Annotated in this window: 17 protein-coding genes and 1 pseudogene; 10 read left to right on the top strand and 8 right to left on the bottom strand. The window is 69.3% G+C overall.

Annotation, left to right across the window (positions count from 1 at the left end; genetic code table 11):
* Positions 1–332 precede the first annotated feature (332 nt).
* Positions 333–842, top strand: coding sequence for a DUF6083 domain-containing protein (locus ACWCQK_RS36390; protein ID WP_451162571.1), 510 nt, complete (start codon positions 333–335; stop codon positions 840–842).
* Between the two features lie 47 nt (positions 843–889).
* Entirely contained in the window at positions 890–1,864 is a 975-nt protein-coding gene (locus ACWCQK_RS36385) for a GNAT family N-acetyltransferase (RefSeq protein WP_451162568.1), read from the top strand.
* Positions 1,865–1,879: 15 nt separating this feature from the next.
* Here ACWCQK_RS36385 and ACWCQK_RS36380 read toward each other — a convergent pair.
* Positions 1,880–2,090: pseudogene (locus ACWCQK_RS36380) on the bottom strand (transposase); the annotation flags it as partial.
* A 60-nt stretch (positions 2,091–2,150) separates the two neighbouring features.
* Entirely contained in the window at positions 2,151–2,966 is an 816-nt protein-coding gene (locus tag ACWCQK_RS36375) for an IS5 family transposase (protein ID WP_451162566.1), read from the bottom strand.
* Between the two features lie 164 nt (positions 2,967–3,130).
* Here ACWCQK_RS36375 and ACWCQK_RS36370 point away from each other — a divergent pair, with 164 nt between their 5' ends.
* The 3 genes from ACWCQK_RS36370 to ACWCQK_RS36360 all read left to right on the top strand — a co-directional run bounded on the left by ACWCQK_RS36370 (position 3,131) and on the right by ACWCQK_RS36360 (position 5,769).
* Entirely contained in the window at positions 3,131–3,628 is a 498-nt protein-coding gene (locus tag ACWCQK_RS36370; RefSeq protein ID WP_451162564.1) for a DUF1877 family protein, read from the top strand.
* A gap of 522 nt (positions 3,629–4,150) precedes the next feature.
* Positions 4,151–5,214, top strand: a protein-coding gene (locus ACWCQK_RS36365; RefSeq protein WP_451162562.1) for an IS630 family transposase whose coding sequence is annotated in 2 segments (ribosomal slippage) — positions 4,151–4,598 and positions 4,598–5,214 — 1,065 coding nt in all. Because the reading frame shifts where the segments join, the coding sequence is not laid out codon by codon here.
* Positions 5,215–5,301: 87 nt separating this feature from the next.
* Positions 5,302–5,769, top strand: a complete 468-nt coding sequence (locus tag ACWCQK_RS36360) for a hypothetical protein (RefSeq protein ID WP_451162560.1) — start codon at positions 5,302–5,304, stop codon at positions 5,767–5,769.
* A 42-nt stretch (positions 5,770–5,811) separates the two neighbouring features.
* Here the strand turns inward: ACWCQK_RS36360 and ACWCQK_RS36355 are convergent, their stop codons facing one another.
* Complete coding sequence (locus ACWCQK_RS36355; RefSeq protein ID WP_451162558.1) at positions 5,812–6,327, bottom strand: hypothetical protein; 516 nt, start codon at positions 6,325–6,327, stop codon at positions 5,812–5,814.
* A 290-nt stretch (positions 6,328–6,617) separates the two neighbouring features.
* Here ACWCQK_RS36355 and ACWCQK_RS36350 point away from each other — a divergent pair, with 290 nt between their 5' ends.
* Both ACWCQK_RS36350 and ACWCQK_RS36345 read left to right on the top strand, forming a co-directional pair.
* Positions 6,618–7,148 (top strand): hypothetical protein, encoded by a 531-nt coding sequence (locus ACWCQK_RS36350; RefSeq protein ID WP_451162556.1) that lies wholly within the window; start codon positions 6,618–6,620, stop codon positions 7,146–7,148.
* A 200-nt stretch (positions 7,149–7,348) separates the two neighbouring features.
* Positions 7,349–8,071: a hypothetical protein gene (locus ACWCQK_RS36345; protein WP_451162554.1), complete on the top strand. Its 723-nt coding sequence runs from the start codon at positions 7,349–7,351 to the stop codon at positions 8,069–8,071.
* Between the two features lie 32 nt (positions 8,072–8,103).
* On the opposite strand, the gene ACWCQK_RS36340 is transcribed toward ACWCQK_RS36345, so the two are convergent.
* Positions 8,104–8,514, bottom strand: a complete 411-nt coding sequence (locus tag ACWCQK_RS36340; RefSeq protein WP_451162577.1) for a DUF6193 family natural product biosynthesis protein — start codon at positions 8,512–8,514, stop codon at positions 8,104–8,106.
* 400 nt (positions 8,515–8,914) lie between these two features.
* Between ACWCQK_RS36340 and ACWCQK_RS36335 the strand changes: the two genes are divergently transcribed.
* Complete coding sequence (locus tag ACWCQK_RS36335; protein ID WP_451162552.1) at positions 8,915–9,346, top strand: DUF4259 domain-containing protein; 432 nt, start codon at positions 8,915–8,917, stop codon at positions 9,344–9,346.
* A 131-nt stretch (positions 9,347–9,477) separates the two neighbouring features.
* On the opposite strand, the gene ACWCQK_RS36330 is transcribed toward ACWCQK_RS36335, so the two are convergent.
* From ACWCQK_RS36330 to ACWCQK_RS36320, 3 genes are all read right to left on the bottom strand, one after another.
* Entirely contained in the window at positions 9,478–10,719 is a 1,242-nt protein-coding gene (locus ACWCQK_RS36330; protein WP_451162551.1) for an NAD(P)/FAD-dependent oxidoreductase, read from the bottom strand.
* Between the two features lie 71 nt (positions 10,720–10,790).
* Positions 10,791–11,114 (bottom strand): 2Fe-2S iron-sulfur cluster-binding protein, encoded by a 324-nt coding sequence (locus ACWCQK_RS36325; RefSeq protein WP_451162549.1) that lies wholly within the window; start codon positions 11,112–11,114, stop codon positions 10,791–10,793.
* 627 nt (positions 11,115–11,741) lie between these two features.
* A complete protein-coding gene (locus ACWCQK_RS36320; protein ID WP_451162547.1) occupies positions 11,742–12,320 on the bottom strand; it encodes a TetR/AcrR family transcriptional regulator in 579 nt (192 codons plus the stop codon).
* Between the two features lie 122 nt (positions 12,321–12,442).
* Here ACWCQK_RS36320 and ACWCQK_RS36315 point away from each other — a divergent pair, with 122 nt between their 5' ends.
* On the top strand, positions 12,443–13,426 hold the full coding sequence (locus ACWCQK_RS36315; protein ID WP_451162545.1) for an aldo/keto reductase: 984 nt from the start codon (positions 12,443–12,445) through the stop codon (positions 13,424–13,426).
* 125 nt (positions 13,427–13,551) lie between these two features.
* On the top strand, positions 13,552–13,944 hold the full coding sequence (locus tag ACWCQK_RS36310) for a VOC family protein (protein WP_451162543.1): 393 nt from the start codon (positions 13,552–13,554) through the stop codon (positions 13,942–13,944).
* 158 nt (positions 13,945–14,102) lie between these two features.
* On the opposite strand, the gene ACWCQK_RS36305 is transcribed toward ACWCQK_RS36310, so the two are convergent.
* A complete protein-coding gene (locus ACWCQK_RS36305; protein WP_451162541.1) occupies positions 14,103–14,558 on the bottom strand; it encodes a hypothetical protein in 456 nt (151 codons plus the stop codon).
* Between the last annotated feature and the right edge of the window lie 520 nt (positions 14,559–15,078).

Genomic DNA, 15,078 nt, shown 5'->3' with positions numbered 1-15,078 from the left:
ACTCTTCGGGATAAGGCTTGGGCACAGCGACATCCTTCCCACCCGCCCCACAGGGCAAGCCAGTTCAGATGTCACCCGATCGTGCAGCAGACCCGAGGTCACAGCGTCGCTGAGCGGTAGTGGAATCGGTCCGCCGGAACGGGGCCGTTCAGTTCCCCGTAGATCGACTCAGAGGCCGGCGAGCCCAGTTCCCTTCGAGGGGTGACACCTCAGGGCGCCGGCTCGGGACGAGCCCATCCCCGCACGCGGATGACCACCTGTGACCCTGATCGTCGAATGAGGCCAAATCGCGACCTACTGGGATCTAGTCAGATTCGCTCACACTCGAACGTATGGTGGCGATTCGGGATCGTAACCAGTTGGCGTGCCATCGCTGCGGGGAGACCAGCCATGCCGTGCGTGAGCGCGGCCGGTTCGGCTTCATGGCGAGCTACTGCGAGAGGTGCTGGAACACCTGCGCCGACGCGATGGCCGAAGCCGATGGGGCCACAGCCGCACCCGGACCGGATCCAGGCCCCGACGACGTGACATGGATCGAGCCACCGGTGTGCACCGAATGCGGGGCATTGGTTCGCGTCTACCTCACCAACTACGGCCGATGGGTCTGTCTTGCCATGGTGGAGCTGCCCGCCAAAGACGTCCCAGAAGCCTTCAGGTGGCGTTTGACGAGGTTCCCGGGCCGAGCCCTCATCGCCGCGGATATCGGGGCCGTACGGCCGAATGTGTACCTGTCCGCAGTGCTCGATCTCGACGACACGCGGCGCTCGGGTGTCGGAGGGCGTCCGTCGGGCATCCCGGCGTTAAAGGGATCGTTTCAGAATGAGATGCGCAGGCGGCGGTGACAGAAACCGGAATGACATCATGATCCGGTGATGCCTAGGGTCGGCCCATGACCGTTGACCTCGCAAGTCTCACCCGCCGTCCGATCGCCCCGACCGACGCCGCCGCGCTGGCCGAGCTGCTCAACGCAATCGAGGCAGTCGACACTTTCGGTGAGTACTACTCCGAGGATGATGCTGCCGACCAGATTAACGCCCCTCTGCTCGACCTCGACCGCGGCACGGTCGGCGTCTTCGACGGCGACACCATGGTCGGCTACTCCTCCGCCGCGCACAGGCCGCTCGCCGAAGGGGTGCACCGGGTGATTGTTAGCGGAGGCGTGCACCCTGACTATCGGCGCCGAGGACTCGGTGCAGAGCTGCTGTCCGCCGGGATCGCGAGTGCGAAGGCGCTGCATGCGATCCATCACCCCGGCCTGCCGCTTGCCGTCGATGTCCAGAACAACGCGCGCAACGACAGCGCGCTCGCCTGCTACCAGGCCGCAGGCATGACGCCCGTGCGCTGGTACTCGCACTTGCGGCATCCGCTGGGAGCCGCCGTCGTCGACGTGCCGACGCCCGACGGCCTCGTCTTCGAGGGCTATTCTGCCGACAACGACGCCGAGTTCTTCGCCGTCAGGAACGAGGCCTTCCTCGACCGCTGGGCCGGGGTCCCGACGTCGGAGGAGCAGTGGCGCGCGTTGCTTGGCTGGCCGGCTTTCTGTCCTGGCCTCAGCTTCCTGCTGCGCGATGCGGATAGCGGCACCGCTGTCGGCATGCTGCTGACCTTTTCCTGGGACGCGGACACCGAGGCGACCGGCGTCCGTGACGCGCACGTCATGACCCTCGCGACCCGTCGCGCATACCGCAAGCGAGGCGTCGCCAGCGCACTCATCCACCAGGTGCTGCGCTCCGCACAGGACGACGGCTTCGACCGAGCGAGCATCGAAGTAGACGCCGACAGCCCGACCGGCGGAAACAGTCTGTACGAGCGGGCTGGATTCACCGTCGCCCGCACCGAAGTCCGCTACACCCTCAACGCGTGAACGCAATTCGGTCGATCAGATAGAAGGTGTGCGCCGCCGTTCCCGCGAGATTCGCAAGCGGCGGAGGCAAACGAGACTGCAGGCGAGTTCGAGCAGACCCTGGTGGAGATCAGCGCGCCGCTCGTAGCGGATGCGGAGGCGTTTTGAACTGGTGCAGCCAGGCGAAGGCGCGTTCGACGACCCAGCGGACCTTGCCCAGTCCGGAGCCGTGGGCAACACCCCGGCGGCGTGAGGGAAGCCATCCCACCCCCTATGAGGCCTGCACCCTATTGCTTTAGGGGTGCTTTCAAGCTGGATGTCCGCGGGCGAGGGTCATGCAGTGTGCGAGCTGGAGGAAGGCGTCGTGCATGTCGTCGCGTACTTCCCAGCGGATTCGTAAGCGGCGGGGGCCGTGGAGCCAGGCGATGGCGGACTCGGCGACCCACCTGACCTTGCCCAGTCCCGAGCCGTGCGGCTGGCCACGTCGGGCGATCTTCGGTGTGATGCCGCGCTCGCGCAGGCGGCGGCGATAGATGTCGTGGTCGTAGCCGCGGTCGGCATACAACGTGCGGGGCTTGCGCCGGGGCCGGCCCCGCTTGCCCCGCACCGTCCCAATGCTGTCGACCAGGGGCAGGAGCTGGGTGACGTCGTTGCGGTGACCGCCGGTCAGGGACACCCGCAGGGGGATGCCGTGCGCCTCGGTCAGCACATGATGCTTCGAGCCCGGCCGTGCGCGGTCAACCGGGCTCGGACCGACTTTTGGGCTGCTTCGGCCCCGCTTGGCCTGCACGTGGGAGGCGTCGATGGTGGCGCGGGAAAAGTCGAGGCGGTCGGCCGCCCGCAACCGGTCCAGCAGCACCCGCTGAAGTTCCCTCCACACTCCGACCTCCTGCCATTCAGCCAGCCGGCGCCAGCAGGTAGGCCCGGAACCGAACCCCAACTCCTGCGGCAGGTACTCCCACTGGATGCCGGTGTAGAGGACGAACAGCACACCCTGCAGGGTCTTGCGGTCATCGATCCGCTTGCGCCCCGGGTGCCGGAAGCGCCGTTCATGCTTCGGCAACAGCGGCTCGATCACCGCCCACAACTCGTCGCTGACCTCCCACGGCTTGCGCCGCGCCATCGTCACACCCCACAAGACACGGGACCACATACATCTCCACCGTGCCACAAAAGGATCATTCTGCAAGGACCCTAAGAGACGGGCATCGCGCTGTCAGTGCCGTCGAGTAGGTTCTCTCCGTTTGGCCCGGCAGGCGGGCCGCCGAACGGGGAGGACTCGTCGCCGTGAGCATCCACATGCACATGCGCGCCGTCGCGGAATCCGAGATCCGGGACGACCACACCTGGCTTGCAGCGTTCATGTGGGAGGCTTGGGAGAACCACCCCGACGAGTACGCAGCGGGCATCGCCGAGTCGATCGACAGGGTCTGGGGCTCCGTCAATGACCTCTACGCTGCTGCCGATGTCCTCGATGCGGATGCCGACGACTCTTGGGGGCTGCCGATTTACGGCGGGCGGCCCGTGGCACACAGCGCCGATGCCGACCCCTCCAACCCGCCCCTGTGGATTCTGGAGCCGCCTGGGGTGTCACAGGCCGCAGGCTTCCTCGCACGTGTCTCCTTCGACGAGCTGTGGAACGTCGCCGGTGCCAAGCTCGTCTGGGCCGGCTGGGACGAGGCGCAGGTCAGGCAGGAGTTCCTCGACTATCACAGGGGCCTCCAAGGGTTCTACGGGCGGGCGGCTGCAGCGGGCCACGCCGTGGTCAGGGCGGTGTGGGCTTGAGACGTGGTGGCGTGCCGGTCACAGCCATTCGTGGATGGCGGCGACCAGCAATGTCGCTTCGTAGCGGACAGCACGTTTGTCGTATCGGGAGGACTACAAGGCCCGGCACGCCATCGAGTGCGGCATCAACCGGCTGAAGCGGCACCGGGCCGTCGCCACGCCATGCGCCCAGGGTTCTTCCAGGCGAATGGGTCGTGCCTTTCGCGTGCCAGATCCTGCGAGGAACCACGGGTATCAGTGGGGAGTGGCCATGAGTGCGATCAGGACCCCGACACCGCCCCGCCGCAGGTCAGCACAGCAGCAGCCACCAAGAAACCCAAGTTGAGGGCGCCCGACGCATGCCTCAGCTCTCCGAATGGTTAGAGAAGGTCCCGCCAGAAGAGAGCCGTCGCTCGTGGGTTCCAGGTCTCGTCGACCTCGCCCCGCGCCTTGTCGAACTCCTGGTGCATGTACTGAACTTGATTGGGTGATGTCGGGTCGTTCGGCTGAGCGTTGAGCTCGCTGCGCTGTACTGCTGTCACTGTGAGGTACGCGCAGGGCGGCGGCTTGACCGACGCCAAGAGGGCAGCCCGGGAGCGGGTACGGCTGGATGCGGTGGCTCGGTTCGAAGCCGGGGACAGGAACAGGGCCATCGCTGATGCTCTTCGGGTGTCTGAACGATCGGTGGAACGGTGGCGGCGGCAGTGGCGTGAGGGCGGGGCGGCTGGTGTCGCCTCGAAGGGGTCGCCCGGCCGTCCGAGACTGAGCGATGCCCAGGTCGCCGGGCTGGAGCGGGAGTTGGAGCGTGGACCGCTCGCACACGGCTGGGCTGACCAGCGGTGGACCTTGGCGCGGGTCAAGAAGCTGATTGGTCGGCTCTTCCGCATCTCGTACACGGTGGAGGGCACATGGCGTCTGCTCAAGCGGCACGACTGGTCCTGGCAGCGGCCCGCGCGTCGCGCGATTGAGCGCGATGACGACGCGGTGGAGCTGTGGAAGAAGGAGGTCTGGCCGCGGGTAAGAGCGCCGCGGCGGCCTGCGATGGCTGGATCGTCTTCGAGGACGAGGCCGGCCAGTCGCTGACGCCGCCGCGCGCGAGGACTTGGGGCCGGATCGGCCGGATGCCGGTGGTGCGAGTCAGAGGCCGGGGCTCGGGACGGGTGTCCATGGTGGGCATGACCTGCTACAAGGCCGGCGAACGATCGCGGCTGATCTACGCGGTCCGCGAATACCGCGGGCGCAAGGACCAGCCGAAGGGTTTCGGCCCCCGAGGCTTTCGTGCCCTGCTGGTCCGCGCCCGGATCCAACTCGGTGGTCCGATCGTGCTGGTCTGGGACAACGTCCGTATTCACCCGACCGCAGACCTGCGTGAGTTCTTCGCAGCCAACACCGACTGGCTCACGGTGTTCCAGCTGCCTGCCTACGCCCCGGACCTGAACCCGCAGGAAGGCGTGTGGTCCATGGTCAGGCACGAGCTGGGCAACCTCGCAGCCGCCGACCTGGGGCAGTTCACCCGGACCGTGAAGCGCAAGCTCAAGATGATTCAGTACCGGCCCCAGCTGCTCGACGGCTGTCTCGCCGGCACCGGCCTGGCCTTCGAGGCGTGATCTGCCTGGGGAACCTGTCACCCGAATGCACGTTCGGTAAGATCGCGTCGCCTGGATGAGGTTTCGCCTGACGAATCGAGTGAGCCCGTGAGTGACGATGTCCTCTCTGTCATTCCGACCGATCCGCACTGGCAGCCTGAGCCGGCCGCGGCTGAGCGTGCTGCGTCGCTCGTGGAGGACCTGGCCCCCGGGCTCCCCGACGGCGCCGACGGCGAGATTGACGTAACCTGGCACGACGCACTCACCGTCGTCGACTGTGGCCAGAATCTGCAGAAGATCGGCTGCCCCCAATGCGGCGCGTCGATCGACACCGAGTGGTGGGCTGACGTACTCAAAGCTCACTGCGACGACGGCTTCGCGACCCTCGCCGTGGTGGTCCCCTGCTGCGGCGCCGCGACCTCGCTGGACGTGCTGGAGTACGACTGGCCCTGTGGCTTTGCCCGATTCGAGATCGCCATCTGGAACCCAGAGCGCGCATGGTTCAGCGACGAGGAACTGACCGCCATCGGGGACGCACTCGGACATCCAGTGCAGCAAGTCAGGGCCCACATCTGACGCACGTCAACCCGCGAGAAACCCGACATCACGAGTTCAAGTTCAGTAGTCGGCCAGGTCCAGGCCGTAATAGATGATGTCGGTCTGCCACATCGAGAGCACCGGATGCCCGAAGCTTCCCTGGCCGGCAGGCAGGTATCGGTGCGCGTAGACAGGCACCAGCACCGGCGCTTCCGCCAGACTGTGCCGCGCCGTAGCCAGTGCCGCCGTTCCGTCGGCTGGACGCTCACCCCATCCCTCGTACCAGAACGCGTTGTGCGCAACATCGAGCAGAACACCCTCAACCGGCCAGTCGAGCTGTCGACGCAAACTGTCCAGATCGCCGCCCCTCCACTCCGGCCAGGGCCGGGCCCAGGTCTGTCCGTCCTCGGGAGGGACGTTGACCGGGAGACCGGCCGCAAGGAAGGCTCGGTGATCGTCCGCGAACTCGAAGCCGTACTCGCGCTCGATGCGCTCGAACTCGGCGTTCGTTAGCCCCGGCTCGAACTCGTAGAGGCCTGTCTGTGCCAGGCGACGTGCAGCGTCCGCGCCCAGGCGTACTCCCTCATTGCTGATCACCGCCGCACGCTAGCGCCGACCGCAGCCAACCGTCACCCGAGTCATGCACGGGCTCCGTCTCGGTTTCCGTCTCATTCAGCAGCGTTCAGGCTCGTTCAGGGAAGACCCGCCCGCGCACACATTCCGGCCGTCAGCCGTCCATGAACGCAGGTGAACGCCCCGCAGAAAGGCTGAGGGGCCACCACCACAGTTGGAAAGCGTGCAGGTCCAAAGGCCTGGAGGAGTGCTGGGTAGGGTGCCGGCAACGGGCACCGCACGGGTCGGGGCCCTGTCGTCAGAGGGAGCGTGCGTTGCTGGTGGAGACTGACAGGCAGCGGTGGCCGTTCGTGCCTCTTGTCAGCGTGGGACCGCTGCGGTTTGGAATGGGTCGCGACCAAGTCGTTGATCAAGTTGCAGCCACGCTGGACGCCGTCCCGATGGTCGAAAGAGCGGGTGACTGGATCAAGTTCAGCAGTCCCATGTTTTTCGGGTGGCCATTGGTCACGTACTTTTCAGAGGCAGGACGGCTCGCCTGTGTCGCTGTCGGCGCGCGCCATGGTCCACAGATCACGTTGGGTCATCTGTGCTTGGTGGGGCAAGTCCCCTCCAAGCTGGAGGAGGAGTTCAGCGACCACATGAGTGCCCAAGGGCTGGACGAAGCCATCAGGTACTCACAGTTCGGCGACCTCGGCACGGATGCTCTTGGAGTCGTTCTGCGCGGCCAGCGCGTTGGTGACGTCGTTCTGAGCCGGCCTGTCTTCGTGGCCCGGGAATGGGCGGACATGGTCTGGGATGTTGGGGAGGGGACGATCCCGATGGAGGAATGGCACGTGTACATCTGAACAGCTTCGGATCTGGCAGCCGCGTGCAGCAGCTTCGCACAACAAGCGCACCGGACAGAGCGGGGAACAGCGGGGAACCTCGGTGCCCGCAGCGCCACCGGCCACGCCGCATCCTGGCCGTTCGCCCAGTTCAACGCCCGAATTGATCCAAGTGCCCGCAGTTTCCCAAGCTCAGGGCTTCAGTCCGGCAGAATGCGAGGGTGTCCCTTGACTTCATTGACGCCGTGGACTGGTCGACGATACCCAACCCGACGTGGCATCAGTGCGACGATCCGGAACGGGTTGCTCACGCACTACGACTGCTGACGGTGTCCACCACGGCCAACGAGACGGGCGACGCCGCGTCTCTGCTTTCCGGCGGGGGATTCGTCTGCAGCCACGCTGCCATGGTGTTTCCGGCGGCCTACGCTGCCACCCCGGTCCTGCTGGATCTCGTCGAGCATGGCCGGCGGTCGCGCATCAAGGAGGCAGCCCTTGGGCTCCTGGCAGACGCGCTGGGCTACTTCCCGACCGCCGGCCACCACCGGGTGGACACCCCCTACGGCACCGACGTCCCGCTCTGCTGCGCCATAGCGCGTCTCATCCGCGGCCGCCGCAGCGCTCTTCTCGTCCACGGGAAAGTCGGCAAGCAACTCCTGGCAGAGGCAGAGCTTCACTGGCGGATGATCATCGAGGAGACGGAACTCCGGCCTGACGGCACTCTGATCGCCCTTGCCGCACTCGAAGGAACACCCTTCGCAACACCGGTCGAGGCCGAGCTGCACAGCCCACGTTCCGAGCGGCCTGCGGCAACCGCCATGTGGATCGACGCGTTGACGACCGACGTCTCGGGCGCCGCGTGCTTCCACCTTGGGCAAGGACTCTCCGATGTCCTCAGGGGTTCTGTCCTCTACCCAGCTGAGTGCGGCCGACGCGAGCACTGAACTCGTTGCCATGCCTCAATGGCCGCACGCCGTCACATGTGTTCGTCGGCGGAGGTGGTGATGTGGGGTTCGGGGCTGGTGGGCAGGAGTTCGAGCAGGAGGGTCACAGCTTCTTCGGCGGTTCTGGTTTGGCCGGTCATGGTGTACGGAGTGTGTCGGCGTACCGTGAACCGGCCGTTGTGCAGGGGCTCGATGGATCCGGCACACACCCAGGGGTAGCTGGTGGAGCTGCTGAAGTGCAGGGTGAAGTGGCTGTTGAACGGATACAGCCGCCGCAGTCGTGGCTGAGCGGCGGCGGCGTCCAGCAGCGCGACGATGCCCGGATAGGGGCGCCCGGGCGTGCGGGCCTGATGTATTGCGTGCATCCACTGCCAGCTCAGTCGTAGGGACTGCCAACGGGCCTCGGCAGCGTCAGCCGGCCCGCGGCTGCGTGCTGCGGCCATGTCCGGCAGAACGGGTCTTGGGGGCAGGGGCGACGGCTGATCGCGGGTCTCGTCCTTCGCGTCCACGGTCATAGTGTCGCGGCCGTTGCCTGAAACCGGTGCTCTCCGGGCGCCGGGGCGAGCGTCTTTCCGGGCCGGCGCGATGCTGTCCGGCGAGGAGGGCCTGCCCGGTCTTCGTGCTCTCGTCGCCGGCACCGGTCGCGGTCTCGGCGCTGTCACCGCCGGTTTGGCCCTGCCGCGGGGCTCAGGTGCGGCCGGGGGCATGTCGGGCGGATCAGGATGCTCGAGCGCGGGAAGTCGGGGCGGGCGGGCTTCGCTGTTCCGTGTGAGCGCGTGCTGCTCGCGGTGATCGCGATGTCGGTGGCTGGTGCGAGGATTCCGGCGACAGGGGGAGATGAGTATGGGTACTTGGGACACCGGCCCTTTCGGCAATGACACGGCCGCGGACTTCGCCGGCGCTCTCGACGACGCCGGGCCCGGGGAACGCGAGGCGCTGATCCGTGGCGTCCTTGCGCGCACCGTCGATGCTGTCGGCTGGCTCACCGAAGGAGAAGAGGCGGTGGCCGCCGCGGCACTGATCGCGGCCCAGTGTCCGGGCGGCGACCCCATCGACACACCCTTCGGCCCTGAGAAACCGATGCCCGTATTTTCCAGTGGTCTTCGGGTGCTCGCGGACGAGGCCCTTGCCCGCGTCATCAGCGACGAGGACGGGCCGGCATCGAACTGGGTCGACCCGGCACAGTGGAAGCAGTGGCGGGCCGGCCTCAACCGCCTGCGCACGGTCCTTGCCCCGCCTCCGCCGTCCATCGCGCTGTTCGATGCCGGGCAATGACACAACGTCACCCGTCGCAGAACGTGCGCCACAACTGGTTCTCGTCTCGTGAACAGAGTCACGGGCCGGGGGCTGTGCCCGGGTGCGGCATGGCTTCTGCCGTGTGGGCGGGGGTGTGGGTGGTTGTGTGGTCATGCGGCGGCGGGCAGGGGGTGGCTGGTGCGGGTGGTGAGGTGGGTGGGGAGGGTGAAGCCGGGGGTGGCTGCTTCGTGTTGTCCCAGCGGGATGGCGGCGCTCAGGAGGCGGCGGGCGGCCATGTGGTCGGCGGGGCGGTTGACGGATTCCACGGCGGTCAGTGCTCCGTTGCGGAACAGCAGGACGGAGAACGCGTCGGGGTTTTCGCCCAGGACGAGGGTGTCGTCGTGGCGGTGGCCGAGTCCGGCGATCTGTACGGTGGTGGAGAACTGGGTGGACCACAGCCAGGGCAGGTCGTCGTAGGTGCGCAGGGTGCCGGTGAGCCGGGCGGCGACGAGGCGGGCGTGGCCGGTGGCGTTCTGGACCGACTCGATGCGCAGGCGGGTTCCGGCCCGCGGGTGGGGGAAGAGCGCGCAGTCGCCGACGGCGGAGATCCGTGGGTCGCTGGTCAGCAGCCAGGAGTCGGTGACGATCCCGCCGTCCTCGACGCGCAGTCCGGCCGCTTGGGCCGGTTTCGTGGACGCGCGGGTTCCCACGCCGGTCAGGACCAGGTCCGCGGGCAGCAGCCGGCCGCAGGCCAGTTCGACCGCTGTGACGTGCCCGCCGGCGTCGTCGTGCAGGCGTACGACGTGCCGGCCGGTCAGCAGGCTGGTGCCGTGTGCCTGGTGCAGGCGGGTGACGTGCGCGGCGACCGGTGCCGAGACGGTACGGGCCAGCGGCCGTCCGAGCGCTTCGAGGACTGTCACCTGGCATCCGTGCCGGCGGGCCGCCGCGGCGAACTCCAGGCCGATGAACCCGGCGCCGACGACGACCACCTGCCGGGCCCGGGCGAGGTGTGCTCGGAGCGCCGCGGCGTCGGCGAGGCTGCGCAGCCGGTGCACGCCGTCCAGTGCGGCGCCGGGCACGTCCAGCGTCCGGGCCAGGGCGCCCGTCGCCAGGACCAGATGGTCGTAGCCGTACACGCGGCCGTCCCCGAGACTGACCCGGCGCGCCGGCCGGTCGATGCCCGTCACGGTGCCGGTGACCCGCTCGATCGCACGGCGGGTGTAGAACGTGTCGGGCCGCAGCCACAGTTCCTCCTCGCCGGCTTCGCCGGTCAGGTAGGCCTTGGACAGCGGCGGCCGTTCGTAGGCGGGGACGTTCTCGTCGCCGATGAGGGTGAGGGGCCCCCGGTGGCCGCGCTCGCGCAGGAACGCGGCGGTCTGGAAGCCGGCCTGCCCGGCCCCCACGATCACCACCCGCCCGGCATCCCGCCCGGCATCCCGCCCGGTCTCGCGTCCGGTTTTGTGTCCGGTGTTGCGGCCGCCGGTCACAGCTGCTGTTCCGGCAGACGCACGCGCAGCCCGTCGAGGGTCTCGGTGACCTCGATCTGGCAGCTCAGACGGCTGTCCGCGGTGCGCGCGGCCGCCGTGAACTGCAGCATCTGGTCCTCGTCGTCGCCTGCCGCGCCCGGTGCGACGGGGGAGTCGGGGCCGACGTAGACGTGGCAGGTGGCGCACTGCACGTGTCCGCCGCACTGGCCGTCGATGCCGTCGACGTCGTGGAGGAGCGCGCCGCGCATGACGGTGGTGCCCACCGCGAGGTCGAGGGTGCGCTCGCTCGCGTCGGCGGCCACGTAGGTGACAAGAGGCATGGGATGTCCCTTCGGAAGAGGGGGCTCGGACAGAGAAGGGGGTGCGCACGTCCCCCGGGGCACACCCGGCCCTGGGGGATGCACCGCATCGTCGCCGCCCGCTTTAACTTCCGGGAAAGCACACCGGTTTAACGCCCATGTCACCCCGCCGGGCCGCCCGCCGCGGGGCCGCCCGTCGCGGGGCCGGCCGGCACAAGGCTCAGCTCTCTCCCGCAGCAGCCGGGCCGCAGCCGCCGCAGCCGCTGTGGCCCCGGGCGGGTGGCCGGGTCATGTCGGACGAGGCCAGGGACGCCGGCGATGCGGTGGTCCGCTCCAGTGGCAGCGGGTTTCGCCGGGCCGTCTTTGCCGTTGCGGTCCGACCGGGATGTTCGAGCCGGCAGCCCGGGGTTCTTGAGCGACCTCGGTGTGCGAATGGCTTTGTGAAGGCTTCGAGGGGGCCGGGAGCCCTTTTGGGAGGGATCTCCAGAAAACGAAGGTCCTCTGGGGCTTGCCGCGCCGCGGCAGTTGACGCGCCGTCCGGCCGCTCGCGCACGGTCGGTCCTGCGGCCGAGGCTCGGTCTGCATTTGTGCGGCGGGCCGCTGCGTCCGCGGGTCCGGGCGGCCTGCTTGAGTGAGCGGCTGCCTGTGCTATCCGCGTGGTGTGGTGATCTGCCGTACGGCGTGGACGACGGCGGCGCGGTGCCGGGCCAGCCGCTGCGCCGGCCAGGGGGCGCTGTCGCCGGCCGGGCTCATGCCGCCGCCGGCGCCGAACCAGGCCTGGGTCAGTGCCAGCACGAACGCCACCAGGTCCTGCGGGCCGAGTTCCGGATCGAGGTGGCCCTGTGCCTGGGCCGCCGCGACGGCTTTGGTCTTCGCGGTGTGGGCGGCGGCCTCCTGGGCGGTGGCGCCGGGGCGCTCCAGCAGTTTCCAGAAGAGCAGCCGCATCAGGTGGGGGTGGGCGACCAGGTCGTCGAAGATCTGTCCCGCGACGTCGGGGAGGTTTTCGGCGTCGAAGGGCACGGTTTGGGTGCCCACGGCCAGCACCTGCTCGATCACCGCGTCGAACAGCTGCTCCTTGCTGCCGAAGTAGGCGTAGATCCGCTGCTTGTTCGCGTGGGCCGCCTCGGCGATGCGGTCCACCCGGGCGCCGGCCAGGCCGTGCGCGGCGAACTCGGCGGTGGCGGCGTCCAGGAGGCGTGCCCTGGTCGCGGCGGAGTCTCGGGCCATACGGCCACTCTAGCAAGTAACCATCCAGTTGGTTTGACACCTGCGGAGGGGTGCCCCACCATAGAAACCATCCAGTTGGTTGCCATGGTTCGGGGTGACCTCGGCACAAAGGAAGACCATTGATGGAACTCCGCACGCTCGGCAGCCAGGGCCTGACCGTCTCCGTCCAGGGACTCGGCCTCATGGGGATGAGCGCCTTCTACGGCGGCACCGACGAGACCGAATCGCTGGCCACCATCGGCCGCGCCCTGGAACGGGGCGTGACCCTGTTCGACACGGCCGAGATCTACGGCCCCTTCACCAACGAGCAGCTCCTCGGCAAGGCGCTCGCCGGCCGCCGCGAGCAGGCCGTGATCGCCACCAAGACCGGGATCGAGATCGGCGACGACGGTGCGGTGGCCGGCCTCAACGGGCGCCCCGCCTACATCCGCCGCGCCGTGGACCGCTCCCTGCGCCACCTGGACACCGGCTACATCGATCTCTGCTACCTGCACCGGGTCGACCCGCAGGTGCCGATCGAGGAGACCGTCGGCGCCCTGGGCGAGCTGGTGGGCGCCGGCAAGATCCGCCACATCGGCCTGTCCGAGGCCTCCCCGCAGACCATCCGCCGCGCCCACCGCGTCCACCCGCTGAGCGCGGTCCAGAGCGAGTACTCGCTCTTCGAGCGCGGCATCGAGCAGGACGGGGTCATGGCCACGGTCGGCGAGCTCGGGATCGGCCTGGTCGCCTACGCGCCGCTGGGGCGCGGCTTCCTCTCCGGCGCGATCACCGGCCCGGACGGCTTCGCCGCCGACGACTACCGCCGCATCGACCCCCGCTTCCAGGGCGAGAACTTCCCGCGCAACCTGGCCGTGGTCGACGAGGTCCGCCGGATCGCCGCGGCCAAGCAGGTCACGCCCTCCCAGCTGGCCCTGGCCTGGGTCCGGCACCAGGGCGCGGTCGCCATCCCCGGCACCAAACGCCGCCGCTACCTGGACGAGAACAGCGCCGCTGCCGCCGTGACCGTCACCGCGCAGGAGATGGCCGCCATCGATGCGGCCGCCCCGCACGGGATCGTCGCCGGCGACCGCTACACCCCCGACCAGATGCAGCTCCTCAACGGGTGAGTACAGGGGCCTTTCGGCAGGCCGGCCCGCCACGGCCCGGCCTCCCGCACGGCCCGGGCACAGCAGTCCCACCAGTCCTGGACGCCTGCGCAGGCGGCGTCCCCGGTCTCCGGAAAGAGATGACCATGATCGACCATGTTTTTGTGACGGTGCGCGACCGGGAACGCTCCGTCGCGTTCTACAGCCAGGCGCTGAAGCCGCTGGGCATGCGCCACGTGTTCGACTTCGACGGCTCCACCGCCCCGCAGTGGGTCGGCGACCTCGCGGGGTTCGGCAGCGGCACGGCCTTCACGTTCTGGCTGCGCGAGGGCGACAGCCAGGGACACGCCGCGCACGTCGGCTTCACCGCCCCCTCGCCAGAGGCCGTCGACGCGGCATACGCGGCGGCCATGGCAGCGGGCGCGACCGACAACGGCGCACCCGGGCAGCGCCCCTACTTCGCTCCCGGGTACTACGCGGCCAACGTCCTCGACCCCGACGGATACAGCCTGGAGTTCACCTACCACGGGCAGCCCTGACCCGGAGGCCCTTCTGCAGGCCTGCGCGGACGGCGACGGCCCGCCCCCGCCCCGCCCCCGCTGCGCGGCGACGGCGCCAGCACCGGCGCACGACGGACGACGACCGGCCCGTGACGGCGTCCGGGCGCCCGCAGGCGGCGCCTGAACACCGTTTCCGTTCAGGCAACAGACACCGGCCGACGCCAACCCCCGTCGTCGGCGTCGGCGTCGGCCTCGACAGCGCCCGGGTCCCGGAAAGGGCACAGGCCCTGACCGGGACCGCCGGCCCTGATGTCGGACAGGCGGCGGCCCGCGACGTCGATGTGCCGGTCCCCGAGCGGGCAGAAGCGGGCGACACCCTCGCCCTTGACGTTTTGGCCCACGGTCCCCGGCGGGCCGTTGCGCGACGGCCCGCCGGGGGCGGCGGGCGTTCCACAGCACAACGGCGTCGAGGACCGGACCGGGGCGGCACGCCAGTCCTCCCAGACCTCGCGGTACGCCCGGCGGACCTGCCCGCGTTTGCCATGGCGGATCGCGCGGGCCGGGCGGCGGCGGGACTCCTGCACGGTGAGCCGGCGGTTCATCAGCCGCCGGCAGGTGGTCTCGGCCGGATCGGCCGAGCCGAACAGGTCCATGGCCTTTACGGTGCGCCCGTACGCGGCGGACGCGGCGCCCGGCGGACCGGGGACGCCCCTCACGGCCGCACCTGCGCAGCAGGCCGCAGGAACGGACCCGGCCGGTGAGCAGGGGACCGGTCACCCGCGAAAGGTCCGGCGGCCGGTGCGTACCGATCCGCTGCAGGTTCACCCGGTCGAACACCCAGCCCCCTGCCCGCCGTGCCCCCCGGCGGGCACCCCCCGGCGGGCGCCAACGATCCTCTGCGGGCACCGGCTCCGCCCCCCCCGCACTCCCGCGCCGTCCACCGTGACGCGGCGCCGTCCGGCCGCGCCCCGCGGTGCGGTGCGGTGGGGCGGGGTGTCGGGTGATGGGGATCTTTGAACTTATCTCCTCACCCTGTGCTGAGGACGGTCCCGGAGTTGCTCGCCTTGATTTCTCAGGCGTGCAAGTGCTGATCTGCGGGTTGCCGGCCTTGAGTGCCGGCTCTTGGTCAGGTGGCTGGGGGCACGAGGACGGGGACGGGGACGGGGACGGGGA

The sequence above is a fragment of the Streptomyces sp. NPDC002306 genome (assembly GCF_053593435.1).
The sequence above is the reverse complement of the archived record's forward strand: the minus strand, read 5'-3'. Positions and strand labels throughout refer to the sequence as shown.